The organism is Winogradskyella damuponensis, assembly GCF_039538385.1.
Classification (GTDB): domain Bacteria; phylum Bacteroidota; class Bacteroidia; order Flavobacteriales; family Flavobacteriaceae; genus Winogradskyella; species Winogradskyella damuponensis.
The window spans coordinates 1-20042 of the sequence record NZ_BAABCB010000017.1 but is presented as its reverse complement, the minus strand read 5'-3'; the positions used below and the strand labels follow the sequence as shown (position 1 = coordinate 20042).

General features: G+C 32.7%; 19 protein-coding genes. 18 read left to right on the top strand and 1 reads right to left on the bottom strand.

From position 1 onward, the window contains the following. Positions 1-183 precede the first annotated feature (183 nt). From ABD730_RS08390 to ABD730_RS08375, 4 genes are read left to right on the top strand one after another with little or no spacing between them, the layout of a single operon-like run. Entirely contained in the window at positions 184-843 is a 660-nt protein-coding gene (locus ABD730_RS08390; RefSeq protein WP_344713887.1) for a hypothetical protein, read from the top strand. Further along, positions 830-1891 carry a sensor histidine kinase gene (locus ABD730_RS08385; protein WP_334470910.1) on the top strand — a complete coding sequence of 354 codons (1062 nt, stop codon included), beginning with the start codon at positions 830-832 and terminating at the stop codon, positions 1889-1891. Before ABD730_RS08390 ends, ABD730_RS08385 begins: the two co-directional genes overlap by 14 nt. Beyond that, positions 1881-2579 carry a LytR/AlgR family response regulator transcription factor gene (locus ABD730_RS08380; RefSeq protein WP_344713885.1) on the top strand — a complete coding sequence of 233 codons (699 nt, stop codon included), beginning with the start codon at positions 1881-1883 and terminating at the stop codon, positions 2577-2579. The genes ABD730_RS08385 and ABD730_RS08380 overlap by 11 nt, the downstream gene beginning before the upstream one ends. After that, positions 2569-3045 (top strand): hypothetical protein, encoded by a 477-nt coding sequence (locus tag ABD730_RS08375; protein WP_334470906.1) that lies wholly within the window; start codon positions 2569-2571, stop codon positions 3043-3045. The genes ABD730_RS08380 and ABD730_RS08375 overlap by 11 nt, the downstream gene beginning before the upstream one ends. Here the strand turns inward: ABD730_RS08375 and ABD730_RS08370 are convergent. Further along, positions 3042-4205 (bottom strand): THUMP domain-containing class I SAM-dependent RNA methyltransferase, encoded by a 1164-nt coding sequence (locus tag ABD730_RS08370; protein ID WP_334470904.1) that lies wholly within the window; start codon positions 4203-4205, stop codon positions 3042-3044. The two genes, ABD730_RS08375 and ABD730_RS08370, sit on opposite strands and share 4 nt — an antisense overlap. Before the next feature lie 219 nt (positions 4206-4424). Here ABD730_RS08370 and ABD730_RS08365 point away from each other — a divergent pair, with 219 nt between their 5' ends. From ABD730_RS08365 to ABD730_RS08300, 14 genes are all read left to right on the top strand, one after another. Further along, entirely contained in the window at positions 4425-5156 is a 732-nt protein-coding gene (locus ABD730_RS08365) for a class I SAM-dependent methyltransferase (RefSeq protein WP_215924660.1), read from the top strand. Between the two features lie 5 nt (positions 5157-5161). After that, positions 5162-5836, top strand: coding sequence for a ZIP family metal transporter (locus ABD730_RS08360; protein ID WP_334470902.1), 675 nt, complete (start codon positions 5162-5164; stop codon positions 5834-5836). After that, on the top strand, positions 5836-6264 hold the full coding sequence (locus tag ABD730_RS08355; RefSeq protein WP_334470900.1) for a DUF4268 domain-containing protein: 429 nt from the start codon (positions 5836-5838) through the stop codon (positions 6262-6264). The genes ABD730_RS08360 and ABD730_RS08355 overlap by 1 nt, the downstream gene beginning before the upstream one ends. A gap of 42 nt (positions 6265-6306) precedes the next feature. Next, positions 6307-6870 carry a Crp/Fnr family transcriptional regulator gene (locus tag ABD730_RS08350; RefSeq protein WP_334470898.1) on the top strand — a complete coding sequence of 188 codons (564 nt, stop codon included), beginning with the start codon at positions 6307-6309 and terminating at the stop codon, positions 6868-6870. Positions 6871-7022: 152 nt separating this feature from the next. Further along, complete coding sequence (locus tag ABD730_RS08345; RefSeq protein ID WP_344713881.1) at positions 7023-7832, top strand: type 1 glutamine amidotransferase domain-containing protein; 810 nt, start codon at positions 7023-7025, stop codon at positions 7830-7832. Continuing rightward, the gene (locus ABD730_RS08340) at positions 7833-8225 is read left to right on the top strand and encodes an ACT domain-containing protein (RefSeq protein WP_334470894.1); all 393 of its coding nucleotides are present in this window, start codon (positions 7833-7835) and stop codon (positions 8223-8225) included. A gap of 33 nt (positions 8226-8258) precedes the next feature. After that, positions 8259-8585: a DMT family transporter gene (locus ABD730_RS08335; protein ID WP_334470892.1), complete on the top strand. Its 327-nt coding sequence runs from the start codon at positions 8259-8261 to the stop codon at positions 8583-8585. Positions 8586-8745: 160 nt separating this feature from the next. Further along, positions 8746-9219, top strand: a complete 474-nt coding sequence (locus ABD730_RS08330; RefSeq protein ID WP_344713878.1) for a hypothetical protein — start codon at positions 8746-8748, stop codon at positions 9217-9219. A 67-nt stretch (positions 9220-9286) separates the two neighbouring features. Next, entirely contained in the window at positions 9287-9706 is a 420-nt protein-coding gene (locus tag ABD730_RS08325) for a hypothetical protein (protein ID WP_334470888.1), read from the top strand. Positions 9707-9904: 198 nt separating this feature from the next. Next, positions 9905-10318 carry a hypothetical protein gene (locus ABD730_RS08320; RefSeq protein WP_344713874.1) on the top strand — a complete coding sequence of 138 codons (414 nt, stop codon included), beginning with the start codon at positions 9905-9907 and terminating at the stop codon, positions 10316-10318. 153 nt (positions 10319-10471) lie between these two features. Further along, entirely contained in the window at positions 10472-11554 is a 1083-nt protein-coding gene (locus ABD730_RS08315) for an efflux RND transporter periplasmic adaptor subunit (RefSeq protein ID WP_334471016.1), read from the top strand. 22 nt (positions 11555-11576) lie between these two features. Further along, positions 11577-14825 carry an efflux RND transporter permease subunit gene (locus ABD730_RS08310; protein WP_344713872.1) on the top strand — a complete coding sequence of 1083 codons (3249 nt, stop codon included), beginning with the start codon at positions 11577-11579 and terminating at the stop codon, positions 14823-14825. Continuing rightward, entirely contained in the window at positions 14818-16260 is a 1443-nt protein-coding gene (locus tag ABD730_RS08305; protein WP_344713870.1) for a TolC family protein, read from the top strand. The genes ABD730_RS08310 and ABD730_RS08305 overlap by 8 nt, the downstream gene beginning before the upstream one ends. Before the next feature lie 311 nt (positions 16261-16571). After that, on the top strand, positions 16572-19973 hold the full coding sequence (locus ABD730_RS08300) for a T9SS type B sorting domain-containing protein (RefSeq protein WP_344713868.1): 3402 nt from the start codon (positions 16572-16574) through the stop codon (positions 19971-19973). The last annotated feature ends 69 nt before the right edge of the window (positions 19974-20042 follow it).

The following is a 20042-nucleotide window of genomic DNA, read 5'->3' as shown; positions in this document are numbered from 1 at the left end:
TTTAAAATTCAAAAACCTAAACTTACATCAAAGCTTAGGTTTTACAAACCATATAAGAGAGGGCAATTGCCCTCTTTTTTTTGTTCTATTTGTTTGACATGAGTTGCACATTGTTTGTCGAATTTTGTTGTAAACAATTGATTATTTAAAGACTTTAGAGAAAACTTTTTAAATTTATAACTTATGAAAACAAAAGGAGTACTGTTAATTTTAAGTGTTTTACTTTTTAGTTCTTGCATTGTAAAATCGCTTCAACCGTTTTACATTACAAGCAGTTTACACTATAACCAACACTTATTAGGTAAATGGACAGATCACAAAAAAGGACAATGGACCGTAGAATCGTTCCAAGCAAAATTTGAAGAAGACCAAAAAGAAGGCATAAAACTCTCTGAAGACGACAAATTAGCATACGACACCTATAAAGATGGCTATCTCGTTACTTACATCAAAAATGAAAAAGAAGCCGTTTTTATAGCCATGCCTTTTAAAATTGAAAACCAATATTTCTTAGACTTTATACCTATAAACATTGAAGATGAAGAAATAAACAGTTTAGCTGCAGAGCACTTACTAAAAACACACTCTGTAGCAAAACTAGATTTTACTACGGACAAAAACGTTATGTTTTCATGGCTTAGTGAGGAACGTATAAAAGATATCTTCAAGGAAAACAAAATACGGTTAAAGCACGAAAGTATTGGACCAGAACAAACACTATTGCTTACAGCTACTTCTGAAGAACTGTATCGTTTTTTAAAAAAGTATCTAAACGCTGATATTGAAAATAAGTGGACAGAATCGGATCAAATAGCACTAACAAGAGCAAATGCAAAACCTTAACTTTAATACCATATTAAAATCTAATTACCACAGGCCACTACGTTTTAATAGTGTACTGTGGTTGTTTGCATTTGTAATCTTACTGTTTATTTTTTCAAAAGGCCAACTACCAATACGTGTAGATTTTGCCTATACTTTAACTTTCTTAACAGCATTAGCAATACCTGTTTTAATTAATTTTTACGTTTTAATACCCAATTACCTCAAGCAAGAAAAATACCTTATTTACAGTGTTACATTTATTATAAATCTAGTTGTCTTTGCCACTCTCAGTTCATGGCTTTTACAGCCTATTTTAGATATCCTATTTCCGAGTTATTTTTTCATATCCTATCTATCTCACAAGAATATATATTTAGTATTCATAATCTTTTTAGTAGCCACAAGCTTACTTAAACTTACTGAAGATTGGTTTTACTTTAACAAAAACCAAAATCAACTGCTTAAAATTAAAAATCAACATATTGAAACACAACTTTCAACTTTAAGAGCCCAATTAAATCCACATTTTCTATTTAATTCATTAAATGTTATTTATGCTTTAGCTTTAGAAAAAAAAGATGGTATAACAGAGGCCATTGTTCAGCTTTCAGATATTTTACGTTATGTTATCTACGATTCAGATACCAAGCGTGTTAGTTTAAAAGACGAAATCACTTTATTGAAAAACTACATTTCATTTCAAAATCATCGTATAGAATTACCAGTTTCTACACAGTTAAATATTGATATTGAAGATGAAAATTTCAAAATATACCCAATGTTACTTTTGCCTTTACTAGAAAACAGCTATAAACACGGAATTATAGCAGGAGAAATTAACTCACCTATAAAAATAGCACTATCTCAAAAAGGTCACCAATTTAGATTTACGATAGAAAACACTAATTTAGACACAAGCAATCAATTAGAAGACAAACATTCTGGTGTTGGTTTAGAAAATTTAAAAAATAACTTAAATTTAGTCTACCCAAACAAGCATCAGTTTCAAACTAAATTACAAAACGAAGTTTTTAAAGTTCTATTAACTATTAGTAATGAAAAATAAAACACGTATAAGCTGTATAATAGTAGATGACGAACCTTCTTCGCAACGTGTTCTAAAATATTTTATAGATGACACTACCGTATTAGACCTAAAAGCCACCTGCAGTAATACCGCTGAAGCTTTTAAGTTTTTACAACTTAATAGCACTATAGACTTGCTCTTTTTGGATATTAATATGCCCAAGCAAACGGGTTTAGACTTTTATAAATCTTTAAAGAATCCGCCTGAAGTTATCTTTACCACGGCCTACTCTCAATATGCTGTAGATGGTTTTGAAGTTAATGCTATTGATTACTTATTAAAACCAATAGCTTACGAAAGGTTTTTAATGGCCATAAATAAGGTTATTAAAAATAAAATGACTACCAACAATGATTTCCTGATCTTAAAAGAAAACAAAGTATTACACAAGGTTTTTTTTACCGATATCCAATATATTGAAGCTTTTGGAGATTACGTTAAAGTACATACTACAGAAAAAACAATTGTTACACATAGTACATTCTCAAAATTTATGAGCTCCTTACCTGATAATTTTCTGCGTATTCATAAATCCTTTTGCATTAACTTGAATAAAATGAATCGTCTTTCTGGCAATCAAATTACAATAGACACACATACAATTCCTATTGGCCAGACCTACAAGGATTCTGTTTTAAAAGTTCTAAATTTACATCATGAAAATTGAATCTATAGTTACCATAAAAAAGGAATTAAAACACCTTACTCAAGAAGAGCTTTTAGAGCTTTGTTTACGCTTAGGTAAATTTAAAAAAGAGAATAAAGCCCTACTCACCTATTTATTGTTTGAATCTCACGATGAAGATGGTTATATCGCTAGTGTAAAAGCAAGTTTAGACGAACTTTTTAAAGGCATTAATACCGATAGTTACTTCTATATGAAGAAAACGATTAGAAAAATCCTAAGAGAAATTCGCGTGTATAGTCGCTATTCTCTAAAGAAAACTACTGAGGTAGAACTTCTACTCTATTTCTGCGAACAAATGAACGAACTACAACCATCTATCCATAGAAATACCACATTAAGTAATATTTATGAGCGCCAAGTGCTTTCTATTAAGAAAAAGATTAAAGTATTACACGAAGATTTGCAGTATGATTATAATTTGCAATTAGAAGCCTTAGAACACTAGTTATCTTGTTTCTTAGCCTTCTTACTACCTTCATACATTTCATACTTCACTAACCTTGCTTCAAGTTTAGCATTAAAAACTTTTATTTTTCGAGATGGTCGTAATCCAACCGACTTTAAAGCTTCTAAATTAGAAGTAATTAGCCACGCATTGGTATTTGGATAACCATGTTTTAATGTTGAACCAATATTGCCGTAGAATTCTTCAACATTCAAATTCTCTAAACGTTCACCATACGGAGGATTAAACACCATATGTAATTTCTCATGTCCAGATTTTTGGGTTTTAAAGAAATCTTCATGCTGAATATGCACAAATTCATCTAAATGTGCATTCTTTATATTCTCTTTCGCTTTTGCAACTGCCGAAGGAGATTTGTCGTATCCCATTATTTTATGATGAAAATCGCGTGTTTTCTTTAAAAGAGATTCTTCAATTTTTTCAAACAATTCTACATCCCAATCTTCCCAACGCTCAAAAGCAAATTCCTTTCGCATTAAGTTTGGAGGAATATTACATGCAATCATCGCAGCTTCTGCCAACATAGTTCCACTACCACACATGGGATCCATAAAATCGGTTTGTCCATCCCAACCACTCATCATAATTAAGCCAGCTGCTAAAACTTCATTTATTGGAGCAATATTCGTTGCCGTTTTATAACCTCGTCGGTGTAATGATTCTCCAGAAGTATCTAAAGAAATTGTACAACGCTGACGGTCTATATGTACATTAATTTTTAAATCTGGAAAACGTAAATCAACATTTGGACGTGTGCCATCAATATCTCTAAAACGATCTACAATAGCATCTTTAGTTTTTAACGCGGTGTACTGCGAGTGTGTAAACACACTGTTATGAACGGTTGCATCAACAGCCAAAGAACCTGTAGATTTTAAATACGTTTCCCATTTCATATTCTTTACATTTTTGTAAAGATCTTCCTCTCTTGTGACTCTAAAAGAATGAATAGGTTTTAGTATTTTTATAGCTGTTCTCAACCCAAGATTAGCTTTATACATAAAGCCTTTATCACCTTCAAAACTCACATTTCTCACCCCTTTTTCCACTTTCATGGCTCCAAGTTGTGTGAGTTCTTTTGCTAAAATATCTTCGAAGCCAAATAGGGTTTTGGCTAGCATCTTGTAATTTTCTTCCATGTGTTACGTCATATAGCTTAAACTCTTATTAACTTTTTCTTTTTACTTGCAAAAATTACCATTTTACATTCTAATTTTGCGTTTTTTATAAACGTAGTGACGCTGTGTTAAGAAAAAACAACTTCAATACAGTCTAAAAGCCAAACTTTTTGGTTTAAAACTAAAAGTCAATATGAGTTCATTGCAAAAATACAGTATTTTTGTAGGACATTTAACGTTATGAGTAAATCAACTAAACAATGGTACGCATCTTGGTTTGATACACCTTACTACCATATTTTATATAAAGACAGAGATTATGCAGAAGCTCAAGGGTTTATGGATAATCTCACTAACTATCTTAATATCCCTGAACACGGTAAAATTTTAGATTTAGCCTGCGGAAAAGGTAGACATTCAGTGTATCTGAACTCTTTAGGCTATAAGGTTACAGGAGTAGATTTATCTGAGCAAAGCATTAATTACGCTAATCAATTTGAAAATGAAACGCTAAAGTTTAATGTACACGATATGAGTAAACCATATCCAGATACGTTTGATGCCGTTTTTAACCTCTTTACTAGTTTTGGTTATTTTGAAGATGAAAATTGCAACCTAGAAACCATAAAGTCTATTAAAGCAGAATTGAATGCGTTTGGATTTGGTGTCATAGATTTTATGAACTCCAACTACATCATTGAAAACCTAGTAAAAGAAAATGTAAAAACAGTTGAAGGAATTGATTTTCTGCAAAAACGATCGGTTAAAGATGGTTATATCATTAAAGATATTAGTTTCAATGCTGATGGAGAAGCGTTTCAATTTCAAGAACGCGTAAAAGCATTTACATTAGAAGATTTTGAAACTCTTTTTGAAAAAGCTGGAGTTCATTTATTAGATGTTTTTGGGGATTATAAATTACGAAAATACCATTCTAAAACCTCAGAACGCTTAATCATGATTTTTAAGTAAACTACATGAATAGTTATTTTTTACCATTACTTGCCGTCGTTATAGGTGTTGTTATTGCTTTATTAACTAAAAAACAAAAGTCAATTTACACCAAATTACTGTTATCATTTAGTGGAGCTTTTTTATTAGCATTAACCCTTTTTGATTTGTTACCAGAAGTCTATCATCATATTGATGCTAAGCTTACAGGTTTGTATATAATGTGTGGTATTTTGCTACAAATTATTTTAGAATTCTTTTCTAAAGGTGCAGAGCATGGCCATTTACATGTTCATAAAGACGACACCGATTTTCCTTGGTTACTCTTTATTAGTTTATGTATTCATAGCTTTTTAGAAGGGTTTCCTATTCACCAACACAACGATATGGTGTATGGTGTACTAATTCACAAAATTCCGATTGCTATTTTAGTCACAACCTTTTTATTACAATCTAACTATAGCAAATTACAGATAGTGAGTTTCTTGATTCTTTTTGCAACAATGACACCTTTGGGGACTTTTATTTCTAACCACTCAACCTTTATGGCAACCTATGTAGATGTCATTAACGCCATTGTAATTGGTATCTTTTTACATATTTCTACAACTATTTTATTTGAATCTAGTGAAGGTCATAAATTTAATTTATCTAAATTAGTGGCTATTTGTTTAGGTATTTTAATAGCTTATTTTATTTAATGTTTTCAAAAGAAGAATCAAGACTACTACGACAAGAATTTTGGACCAGTTTCGGAAAATCATTTCCAAGAAAATGGCTTTTATACGACACCAAAATTAAAGGCGTTTCATTTAAATTTCATTTCGATACTAAATCGGCCTTGATCGCATTAGATTTAGAGGACGATTTAGAAAACCGAATTAACTGCTGGCAAGCGCTAGAATCTTTAAAAAATATTTTAAAAAGCGATTTCCTACCTGATGTTATTTTTGAAGAAGAGTACATACTCGAAAATGGAAAAGAAATTTCTAGAATTTATTTACCTTTAGAACAAAAGGTATCCATCCATAACAAAAATACATGGAGAGCTGTTATGGAGTTTTTTAATAAAAATATGGATTTGTTTGAAGCCTTCTTTGAGGAATATAGAGACATTATTAAAAGCTAAAACCTCTTACCCTCTTAACTAAAATGAAATAGCCACAAATAAATGGAAATAAACCAAATTATTGATACTATATATCCACTAACCTCTCCATCCAAAAATTTAATTAAAGCGTCAATAACTGAAACGACGTTTCCAAAAGGGCATATTTTATTTAAAGCCAATAAAATTGAAACCAGTATTTATTTTATCAAAAAAGGAATAGCAAGAGCGTATGCCTATTCAGAAGATCATCAAATTACATTTTGGTTTGGTACAGAAGGAGATCCTATTGTTTCTATGCAAAGTTATGTGAATCACCAAAAAGGGTATGAAGATGTAGAACTATTAGAAGATTGCGAACTCTACGAGTTAAAAATAGCACAACTTCAAAAACTCTTTTTAGAAGACATTCAAATTGCAAATTGGGGGCGTAAATTTTCAGAATTAGAACTCATTAAATCCGAAGAACGACTTATCTCTCTGCAATTTAATACCGCAACTGAAAGGTATTTAGCTCTTCTCAAAAATCATCCTAGCATTATACAACGCGTGCAACTCTCTCATATTGCTTCTTATTTGGGTATTACTCAAGTGAGTTTAAGTAGAATTAGGGCAAACATAAAATAAATGTCGTTTTTATCATTTGTTAAATAGTTTCTCTAAAATGTTTAAGAATTTTGTCCTCTAACATTATTCGCTATTAAAGGTTATAAAATTGTTTTTCACCTTTTAATAAATCGGAATAATTTAAAACCAAATTTTAAAATAATAGTTTAGATATGTCAAATACAATAAAATTTAAAACAGCTCTTGTTCTATTCTTCTTTATGGTTCTTTTTATGGGCTGCAACAATAATAACAACACAGAGAAATCAACAGTAAAAACAGAAACTAAAGCATTAAAAAAGATATTGTTTGTGGTTACTAGTCATAATGAAAAAGGTAATACAGGTGAAAAAACAGGTTACTATCTCGGAGAAGTTTCACACCCTTGGGACGTATTACATACTGCTGGTTACGAAATAGATTTTGTAAGTCCAAAAGGAGGAAAAGCACCTGTTGATGCCTTTGATATGACAGATACAATCAATAAGAAATTTTGGGATAACGACATCTACCGCAACAAAATTGAACACACAAAACAACCTCATGAAATTAATCCCGATGATTATATAGCTATTCATTATGCTGGAGGTCATGGTGCTATGTGGGATTTTGCAGACAACACAGAAATAGCAGAGATTGCAGCTAAAATATATGAAAACAACGGCGTTGTTAGTGCTGTTTGTCATGGCCCTGCAGGTCTTGTAAACATTAAATTAAGTAATGGATCCTATCTCGTAGATGGCAAAAAAGTAAACGCCTTTACCAATGAAGAAGAGATTAAAGTAAAATTAGAAGATGTGGTTCCTTTTTTACTTGAAGATACATTAAAAGAACGTGGTGCTATTTTTGAAAAATCTGTACCTTTTACAAAACACGTTGTTACAGATCAAAGATTAGTAACAGGTCAAAACCCACAATCAGCTCATAGTGTTGGAAAAGCAACCTTAAATGAATTACAAAGACTAACTAAAAGTGCTAAATAAATGACTGGAGAAAAAAATTTAGAGACACTTTTAAAATCAATGCAACCAAAACATAATGTCGGCGAATTTGTATTTTGTAAAACAGATCATTTGGAACAAATCAATTTGAACCAAATTATAATGACTTTTAAAGAAGAGGAAAGCATTACCCTTATCACTAAAAAAGAAGTCGCAGACCAACTCAATTTAGACTATGCTTTTGTGGCATCTTGGATTACACTTACCGTACATTCTTCTTTAGAAGCCGTTGGTTTAACAGCTGCATTCTCTAAAGCTTTATCTGAAAATGGTATTAGTTGCAATGTGGTTGCAGCCTATTATCATGACCATATTTTTGTCGATAAAAAAGACACCGATAAAGCCCTGGCAATTTTAAATGCATTTTCAAAATAAAAACTTCACTGTTGACCAAAAATTGAACAACAAATGAACTGGATACTATTAATAATTGCAGGCCTATTTGAAGTCGCCTTTGCCGCATGCCTAGGAAAAGCTAAAGAGACTACCGGAATTGAATCCACCTATTGGTATATCGGATTTTTTATTTGTTTAGGCATAAGTATGGGACTTCTTTTAAAAGTGACGCAACATTTACCTATTGGAACAGCATATGCCGTTTGGACAGGCATTGGCGCTGTAGGAACTGTTCTGATTGGTATTTTGGTTTTTAAAGAACCAGCAACATTTTGGCGCCTATTTTTTATCACAACCTTAATTATCTCTATTGTTGGGCTAAAAGTAGTTTCGCATTAAGCCAAGAATTATTAATACCTTATTTATCTGGCCTACTAAACTCCTTCTAAATTCTACTCCATCTATTAGCTATACTACTTTTATTTCTTAAATTAGGCGATTCTAAAGCCCAACTGTACATATGTAAGTACGATTTGTGTTATATGAATAAACAAAATTTATGAAAAAACTTACTTTACTTTTTTTTGCTATAATTTTAATAAGTTGTAGTAGTGATGATGACAAAACTTCAGAAGACAACGAAAATACCGGATTTTATAAAATTGAATACACATCTCAACTTTCAGATGCAGATTTAAATTTGGACATCACATTTTTATGGAATGATGAAAATGGACAACCTCAAAGTGAGACAACACAACTAATTAACCCGGTAGCTTACACTGAATTGGCAGACGAAAAAACAGTTGAAATCTCAAACTTAATTGGTATAACATTTAAAGTAAATAGCGGAAGTAATTATTTATCTGACACTTATGTAAAAGTGACTAACATAGACAATAATTCTTCTTACGAAGTCACTAATTCTGAATCAATAGCCTCAACAGGAGGTGCTATTGACAACAATACATTAACCGTTACTTTTAATACCGAAAACAACACTTTTGAATCCGTTTATTCAACTTCAAATTAAAACTACATTTGGTATATTTAGCCAAGATCATTATCCCTATAAAAATCAAACCAACTTCAAATAAAAAATGAAAATAATATTCAAAATTCTAGTGCTAACAATCGTTTTTAGCTTCACTTTTCAGTCTTGCTCATCAAATGATGACGAAAATAATTCACTTGACCAAAGATTTGCAAAAAAATGGTACACAGGCGCACAATACTTTGATATTGAACAAGGGGTTTCTTGTGAGAATAATTACTATAATTTAAAAGGTAATGGAGATATTGAATATAAATATTGGGCTGGTGGAAATACTTGCCAACACTATACTGAAAATGGAAATTGGTCTATAGAAAACAATATTTTATACCGAAATTTCCCTTCAGATGAAGGCACAAATAATGGCTTAATTTTATCAGATGAAATTATAAGCATTTCAGAAACAGAATTAGTTGTAAAGGATTTAGAGGATGATGATATAACAACTTATTACAATTACGAATAAACAAAAGCCTAAAGGGTAAAATCAATGAGACTAAATCGAGGTATCTTATTTAAGGCATAAACAATTAGACATTCAAAAGATCTTATTCAGAACACTGGAATTTATATTTCTTTAAGAAATATTTATCATAATGATGTTAAAATTTAAACTGTCACTTTTTGGTAAAGTAAATCTTATGGTATAGTTTTGGGCCCTGAAATGAAAAAGACTTTCTATAGATACTTATCTTTAGTATTTGTTTTATTACTAAGCACATTCGCTAATCTACAAGCTAGTGAAGCTGTTACTAATTCAACAAAGACACTTACTACCCACCATTGCAGTGTAACTCTAAACTATACAAAGCAATTAGGTGATGCCACTTTTATTCCGCATCATAAAGGTACAGACGACAGAAGAAATGTCGAAATCATTGAAAGCAATAAAGTAGAAGACGAAGAAGCTTCAACTAAAAAACAGTATTACAAAGACTATTTAGAAACAGCCTTTATTAATGCGCTATTGTTTGAACAGTCTTCTAAACTGCTTCAAAAAAACATATATCGTCCACAAAACGTTATCCATGAATCTAGTCTTAGGCTTCATGTACAATTCCAAGTTTTTATAATATGATTCCTTCAAAACAGACCCGCAATTGCTATAGGTCTGTTTCTTATTAAAGGATGTAGAGTTTCCACCAAAACGCTAAAAATGTCATTCCCATTTTTCTAGGGGTCTGACCCATAAATTATATCATTTTATAAAATCATTTTACACGTGAACACCATTAAGAAAATAACCATTTTCACAGGCCTATTTATGCTTATTTCTCTAGCTAGCTGTGAAAAACACAAAGAAGAAAAACACGAAGAATCAACATTTCTCGTAACCAACCCCATAAAAAAAGACACAACGCTTATTAAAGATTATGTGAGTCAAATCCACTCGATTAGACATATCGAATTAAGAGCTTTAGAAAAGGGCTATTTAAAACATATCTCTATAGATGAAGGGCAACACGTAAAGAAAGGACAACAGTTATTTCAGATTATGCCTAACATTTATCAAGCGGAACTCAACAAGGCTAAAGCCGAATCTAAAGTCGCGCAAATAGAACTCGCCAACACGCAATTACTAGCCGATGGTAATGTAGTATCGCCTAATGAATTGGCCATGGCGAAAGCTAATTTAGAGAAAGCCAATGCCGAAGTCTCTTTAGCACAAACGCACTTAGGTTTTACAAGTATCAAAGCCCCTTTTAATGGAATCATCAACCATTTGGAAGCTAGAGAAGGTAGCCTTTTAGATGAAGGAGAACTACTTACAACACTATCAGACAACAGCCAAATGTGGGTGTATTTTAATGTGCCAGAAGCAGAATACCTTGATTATATTACCAGTGAAGCTAAAAAGAACAACACAAATGTTGAGCTTTTAATGGCAAACAATAAGCGTTTTAATCAAAAAGGCATTGTTGAAACTATTGAAGGAGAATTTGATAGCGAGACCGGAAACATTGCGTTTAGAGCAACATTTCCTAATCCTGATGGGATTTTAAGACACGGTGAAACGGGTAGTATTTTAATGACAATTCCTTACAAGGATGCTGTTATTGTACCACAAAAAGCCACTTTTGAAATCTTAGACAAAACCTATGTTTTTGTTGTTGATAAAAACCATGTTGTACACCAAAGAGAAATCACTATTGGTGCAGAATTACCGCACTTATTTATTGTAGATAAAGGTGTATCTGAAACCGAAACTATACTACTTGAAGGTATTAAAATGGTAAGAGATCAGGAAGAGATTCATACAAAGACTGTAGATCCTGTTACCGTTTTATCTAATCTAGAGCTTTACGCAGAGTAATTCTAACTAATCTACACACATCATGTTTAAAAAATTTATTAAAAGACCCGTCTTGGCTATTGTCATTTCGGTGATCATTATATTTATAGGTGGCTTAGCGATAAAGCAACTACCTATATCTCAGTTCCCGCAAATTGCACCAACCACAGTCAATATTTTTATTGCGTATCCAGGCTCAAGTGCCGATGTATTGGTAAATTCTACATTAATCCCATTAGAAACCGCAATTAACGGTGTTCAAGATATGCGTTATATCGCTTCTGATGCCACAAGTGCTGGTGAAGGCACCTTACGTGTTATTTTTGAACCTGGTACAGATCCCAATGAAGCCGTTGTTAGAGTAAAAACAAGAGTCGATCAGGTAATGCCGTTACTTCCAGAGTTGGTACAACGTGAAGGAGTTATTATTACACCTGTACAACCTAGTATGTTAATGTACGTTAACCTATCGAGTGAAAATAAAGCTAACGACGAAAAGTTTCTCTACAATTATGCCTACACCAAAATAATCCCTGAGATACAACGTATTAAAGGTATTGCAAGTGCTCAAATTTTAGGAAGTCGAAAATTTGCTATGCGTGTTTGGTTAAAACCAGATCGTATGCGTGCTTATAATATTTCTGCGGAAGAAGTCTTAGAAGCTATGGAAGACCAAAGTATTTTGGCACGTCCTGGACGTTTGGGGCGAAGTTCGGGTAAAACCTCACAATCCTTAGAATATGTACTCACCTACCAAAATCGTTACAACGAACCCGAACAATACGAAGAAATAATTGTTAAAGCCAATAAAGAAGGCCAAATTGTTACCCTTGCTGATATTGCTGACGTAAAACTTGGAAGTGAATTTTTTGATATTTATTCAAATTTAGATGGAAAACCATCTGCTTCTATTGTCTTAAAACAAACTTTTGGTAGTAACGGTAGTGATGTTATTGATGCTGTAAAAGAAAAGCTAAAAGAGCTTGAAGTGGATTTACCGCCGGGAGTTGATTTCCAAATCAGCTATGACGTTTCTAATTTCTTAGATGCTTCTATAGATCAAGTTATCCATACACTACGTGATGCCTTTATCTTAGTTGCCATAGTGGTATTCTTGTTTTTAGGAGATTGGCGTTCAACCTTAATTCCTATTATTGCGGTTCCAGTATCCTTAATCGGTGCCTTTTTTGTAATGCAACTATTTGGGTTATCCATTAACCTTATTACACTATTTGCCTTAGTACTAGCCATTGGTATTGTTGTCGACAATGCCATTGTCGTCGTAGAGGCCGTCCATGTAAAAATGCACGAAGAACATCTCACTCCCTACAAAGCCTCTTATGAAGTTTTAGGCGAAATTGGAGGTGCTATTGTTGCCATAACTTTGGTGATGGTTTCGGTATTTATTCCTATTTCGTTTATGACTGGTCCTGTAGGAGTATTCTACCGCCAGTTTTCAATTACCATGGCGGGTTCAATCGTTATTTCAGCCATTGTTGCCTTGACTTTAACTCCTGTGCTTTGTGCGATGTTATTAAAGAATAATCATGATAAGAAACGCAAATCACCTTTAGATAAATTTATTGATTGGTTTAATGGTGGTTTTGAAAAACTGACAGGACGTTATGTTAAGATTCTAAATAAAATCGTAGCAAGACGTTTTATCACTTTTGGAATATTAGCCGCATTCTGTGCTGGAATTTTCTTTACAAATGAAGTCTTACCAGCCGGATTTATTCCTAATGAAGACCAAGGCATGATCTATGCCATTATTCAAACACCACCAGGTGCAACATTAGAGCGGACCAATGAAGTGGCTAAAAAACTTCAGAAAATATGTGAAGAAACCGAAGGTGTAGAATCCGTATCCTCTTTAGCTGGTTATGAAATAATGACTGAAGGACGAGGATCTAATGCAGGCACTTGCTTAATTAACCTAAAACCTTGGTCAGAACGTGAGCACTCCGTTCATGAAATTATGGAAGAACTAGAGGCCGAAACTAAAGATCTAGGAGCCATTATAGAATATTTTGAACCTCCTGCAGTGCCAGGTTTTGGGTCTTCAGGTGGATTTGCGATGCGTTTATTAGATAAAACAAACTCTACAGATTATCATCATTTTGAAAGTGTGAATAATGACTTCATGGAGGCCTTATCTAAACGCGAAGAGCTAACAGGTTTGTTTACGTTCTTTTCCGCAAATTATCCGCAATATGAGTTAAAAATCAACAACAAAATTGCCATGCAAAAAGGAGTGACTATTGGCACAGCCATGGAAAACCTCAACATTTTGATTGGTAGTACTTATGAGCAAGGCTTCATTCGTTTTGGTCGTTTCTTTAAAGTGTACACCCAAGCCGCACCAGAATACAGACGCTTACCTACAGATCTCGAAAAATTATTTGTAAAAAATGAAGAAGGCGAAATGGTTCCCTATTCTGCTTTTATGAGTATTGAAAAGAAACTTGGTCCTAACGAAATTACACGTTATAACCTTTACAATTCAGCATCCATTAGAGGCTTGCCTGCGGCAGGATTCACTAGTGATGACGCCATTAAAGCGATTAAAGAAGTTGCTGCCACGCAATTACCAAGGGGTTATGATATTGCTTGGGAAGGCTTAAGTTTTGACGAGGCTCAAAGAGGTAATGAATCTATTTACATTTTTATAGTTGTACTCATATTTGTCTACTTTGTATTAGCTGCACAATATGAAAGTTTCCTATTGCCATTTGCAGTAATTCTATCCCTACCTGTTGGTGTATTTGGTTCATTTATCCTTCTTAAAGCCATGGGATTAGCTAATGATGTTTATGCGCAAATTGGAGTCATTATGCTGGTTGGGTTACTCGGTAAAAATGCCGTATTAATTGTAGAATTTGCCGTCCAAAAACGCAGGCAAGGTGCTACTATTTTAGAAGCTGCTATAGAAGGATCTAGAGAGCGATTTAGACCAATATTAATGACATCCTTTGCCTTTATTGCCGGGTTAATTCCGTTAGTTATTGCTTCTGGAGCTGGAGCTATTGGGAATAGAACCATTGGTGGTTCTGCCTTAGGCGGAATGCTTATTGGTACGCTTGGTGGTGTTTTAATTATTCCTGGTCTCTATTACGTTTTTGCAAAAATGGCCGATGGCAAAAGTCTAATTAAAGACGAAGCTAGCGAACCTATTTCAGAAGAAATGATGCGCGTTAGCGAAGCTAAAAACCAAAGTGCAACCAATGCTGAAAAAATCAGCAAACTCACAAAACTATTGAAAAAACTTCGTAAAAATAAAAACGATGAATAAGATAAAATCGATTAGAAAATCACAGCTTATTGGCGTGCTCACCTTACTATTACTATGTGCTTGTGTACCTACGCAAAAGGCCGTAAGAGACGCAAACGTAGCAGTACCAAAGCACTACCAAGATAAAACTACAGATTCGGCAAATAGTGCCACCATACAGTGGAAAACATTCTTTTCAGATCCAAAGCTAGTCGCATTGATTGATACTGCGCTAGCCAATAACCAGGAGCTTAATATTATGCTACAGCGCATTGCTATGGCTAATAATGAAGTAAAAGTTAGAAAAGGTGAATATTTACCTTTTGTAAATGTTTACGCAGGTGCAGAAGTTGAAAAAGTTGGTGAATACACTAGAAACGGAGCTGTAGAACAGCATCTAGATGTTCGTAAAAACGAAGAATTCCCAGAACCTTTAACCGATTTTTCAGTAGGCTTAGATGTATCATGGGAACTCGATGTTTGGAAAAAACTACGCAATGGAAAAAAAGCGGCTGTTTTAGAATACCTGAGTACTATTGAAGGGAAGAATTTTATGGTTACCTCTATTGTTTCAGAAATTGCCAATTCCTATTACGAACTTTTAGCTCTAGACAATCAGTTAAACATTATTGAGCAGAATTTAGAGCTTCAAAAAAATGCTTTAGAAATGGTCAAACTTCAAAAGCAAGCTGCAAGAGCTACGCAATTAGCAGTAAGACGTTTTGAAGCCGAAGTCTTTAAAAACCAAAGTAACAAATTTGAAATTCGTCAACAAATTGTAGAAACTGAAAATAAGATTAATTTTCTTTTAGGCCGTTATCCACAAAAAATTGACAGAGATTCTGACGGTTTTATTAATCGTCCGATAGATGCAATTGAAGCCGGTATCCCAGCGCAACTTTTAGCCAATAGACCTGATATTAAACAAGCAGAATATGAATTAGAAGCTTCAAAATTAAATGTTAAAATCGCCAAAGCGAACTTCTACCCTTCTATTGGTATTAAAGCTGGAATTGGCTTACAGGCCTTTAAAACAAAGTATTTAACTAATACACCCGAATCGCTTTTATATTCTTTAGTTGGAGATGTGGTTAGTCCATTAATTAATAGAAATGCGATTAAAGCGGAATACAGTAATGCCAATAGTAGACAACTGCAAGCCGTTTTTGAATATGAAAAAGCCATTTTAAACGGTTATATTGAAGTCGCTAATACGCTTTCTAACATCAATAATTTAAAAGAAAATTATGAGTTAAAGGAACAGCAAGTTCAGGCAATGACAGAAGCTATTGATCTTTCTATTCAACTCTTCAAATCTGCTAGAGCAGAATATACAGAAGTGTTATTGACACAAAGAGAGGCCTTAGATTCTAAAATTGAAATTATAGAAACGAAAAGAGACCAATTCTTGGCTAATGTAAAAATTTATCAAGCCTTGGGTGGTGGATGGAATTAGTTGAAGCCGGTCCCAAATCTGAAAGCCATTTTACAATACTGTAGAATGGCTTTCTTTTTAAAATTATAATGAGTTTTGGCATTAATACAAAATAGGGTAACAAATGTGTTAAACCCTATAATAAAGTATTCCTATTCATAACAAAAAAAACATAAGTCTAGTTAAAGCCTTTGTTTGAGGTATATAAGAATAAAAATAAGGTTTATAGATGCTTATCATCTGGAACAAAATATACCTTACCCCGAAAACAATGAAGGATAAAGTGTATATTTATTGTTATATAACTAGTTGGCAACAAGCTAAAAAACGAAATGAAATTTAGATTATTTTTATTAATAACAGCGCTTTATTCTACAACTTTGTATTCTCAATGTTTTGACTGTGGTCAGAATATTGGTGGTTGGGTTCATGACCATCCTGAAGATATTGAAAAAGTATCCGATGGGATAATTTTCACAACTCTTCAAGGAAATTTTGGTGTAGGTGTTATTTATAAATATGATTTTAATTGTAATCTGATTTGGTCGTATAATTTGTCTGGCTCTATTGAGGCCTATAAAACGGCTGTAGATGAACAAGAAAATATATATGTTATTGTTGCAAATGATCAAGGTCCAGTCAATGTTGGTAGCATAGTGATAAATTCTGGTACGAGTGTTATAAAAATAGATTCACAAGGCCAACTAATTTGGAGTAGACCTCTTGGTGGAGAGCAAATTGGTATTAACGTACATTATTGGAATAATACAATTTTTATTGTTGGAAGATTTTTAACCACAATTAGTATTAATAACGAAATTACCTTAACAGGTAATGACGAAGATTATTATATAGCTGAATTTGATTTAGACGGAAACTTGATTGAGGCAGAGAATTTTGGAGCAAGCGGAGAAGATACTCTTATTGATTCTGAAATTGATATTAATGGTAATATATATTTAACAGGAACTTCTGATGACATCACACATATTACAAAATTCGACTCAAATTTAAACCAAGAATGGATTAAAGAAATATCAAGTTATTCCGCTAATAATTATAGATATAATGCATCAAACTTATATTATAATAATACAAACAATAAATTATATTTATGGGGAAGTTATTATAATTCTGTAAATGTTTTAGGGAATATTTTTACTGTGAGTAATTGCGAACGAGGTAGTTTATTGACTGAATTTTCTACAAGTGATGGAAGTCTTGAAAATATTACACCCATAGATAACTGTTCAATTTTACCTATTCCAACTATTGGTGGTAATTGGAGAACCGATAATATAAATAACGGTTATATGTACCATAAAAATGATGAGCTTTTTGTTTTAACGAGTTTTAGATCGTCATTGACATTCAGTGACACAACAATAGAATCAACCATAACCAATAATTTTTACAATGAAGATTTAGTGCTATTTAAAGTTAATCTTAACAGTTTTGATAAGGAATTTGTTTTACGTACAACTGGAGAAAACTATTATCCAAACGCAGATTATACAGATGGACCTGGTCCCATTTTAATTGTTGATAATGATATCTACTTAAGTGCTTTCTTCGAAAGCTATCCAATGCAAATAAATAGCACTGAGATAAGTAATAATAGTGGTAATAATAATACAGATGTTCTTTTTTACAAATACAAAACAGATCAAACAGATTTAGATGGTTTGATTTCCTATGAGAATTCCTGTTTTACCGAAAGTACTTCGTTCGAAATTAGTGGTGATTTTGATTCTGTTTTATGGAACTTTAATGACCCTGCTTCTGGCGCCAACAATACTTCTATTTTACATGACCCAAGTCACACTTTTATCAATATTGGAAATTATAATGTCACTGCATTAGTTACTTGTGGAACCGAAACAGAAACAATCAATGTTGAAGTAGTTATAACGGAAAGCCCACTAGTTAATCAAATTGCTGATATATACGCATGTGAAGATATTTATGGAAGTCAAATTTCTAGTTCTTTTGATACATCATCGATAGAAAGTAACTTAATTGGAAGTCAAACAGACTTGTCTATTAAATATTTTAATGGTAATGGAATAGAATTATCTAGTCCATTACCTAACCCAATATCCAATTCTGTTCTAGAACTAGAAACTGTTACAGTTAGAGTTGCATACAATAATAATTTGAATTGCTATACAGAAGTCTCTTTCGACTTAATTGTTGAACCTCTTCCCGAAATTAATCAAATTAATAATATCTATGCATGTGACGATGATAATGACGGAATCACCGAGTTTGATATCAGCAATATAGAAAGCACAATTTTAGGCGGACAAACTGGAATGGAAATTGTTTTTTTTCGTGAAAATGGGTCACAATTGCCTAATCCAACGCCTAATTCAATTCTAAACACGGTTCCCAATCAAGAAACTGTAACAGCTAGAATAACTAATCCCACTACACATTGCTTTAAGGAAATTTCTTTCGATTTAATTGTAAATCCCTTGCCAATAGCAAATTCATTAAACATTTTATTTGGATGTGACGATAACAATGATGGAATTTCAGAATATTTTGAGACTTCGACTATTGAGAGTCAAGTCTTAAATGGACAAACAGGAATGTCAGTTAATTATTTTGACCAAAACGCTATTCAACTATCAAACCCATTACCTAATCCATTTACGAATTCCAATCCCTTTAATGAAGTTATAACTATAAGGGTTACTGACCTTAATTCAACTTGTTATGCTGAAACGACACTTCAATTGCAAACTGTAACGCAACCAAATATAAATCAACCAGATAATTTATATGCATGCGACCAAGGAAGTGGATATGCTGAATTTGACACATCAACTATAGAAGAACAAATTATTGGTACTCAAGTTGGTTTAACAATAGAATATTATGATTCTAATAATAATTCGCTTCCAAGTCCTTTAACTGCATTATTTCAAAACACAGAGCCTTTTTCTCAAACCATAAACGTTAGAGTTGAAGATGCCACAAATCCAATTTGTTATTCAGAAACATCTTTTAACTTAATCGTAAATGAATTGCCTGAAATCAATTTAGAAGAAGAATACTTCATTTGTAATTTAGAACCCTCAATTTCGTTAACTGTAAACTCTGGTTTTAATTCTTATAGTTGGTTCTTTGAAGATGGAACTTCAATTTCAAATGCATACAGCGTAGAAATAACAGAAGAAGGCAGCTATACTTTAACTGTTACCCAAATTGAAAATGATCTTACTTGTCAAAATTCATTTACATTTAGTCTTGTTCGTTCGGAGTTACCAGAAATACAGCAAGTAAATTATGGAGAATTAGGAAATAATTTTATTGAAATAATTACTTCAGGTAATGGTGATTTCGAGTATTCAATTGATGGTATAAATTATCAAGACAATAATTATTTCCCAGATATTCAAGGAGGAACTTACAATGTCTATGTTAGAGATAAAGAAGGATGCGGAGAAGATTCAAAAGAAGTTACAATAATTGATTATCCAAAGTTCTTCACCCCAAACAACGACGGATATAACGATTTTTGGCAAGTAAAAGGAATAAATAAATTTCCAAATTCAGAAATTTTAATTTTTGACAGATATGGAAAATTAATAACTCAATTATCATCGAATGATGTCGGTTGGGATGGAAATTATAATGGGAAAGGAATGTTGTCTAACGACTATTGGTTCAAAGCTAATCTTGGAAATGGAACAAATTTTTCAGGCCATTTTTCATTGAAAAGATAAAGCCGGTTGCCAACAAAGTACTGTGGTAAAAAACAAGTAAAAATGTATTAATTTTTCACTAAAGTACTT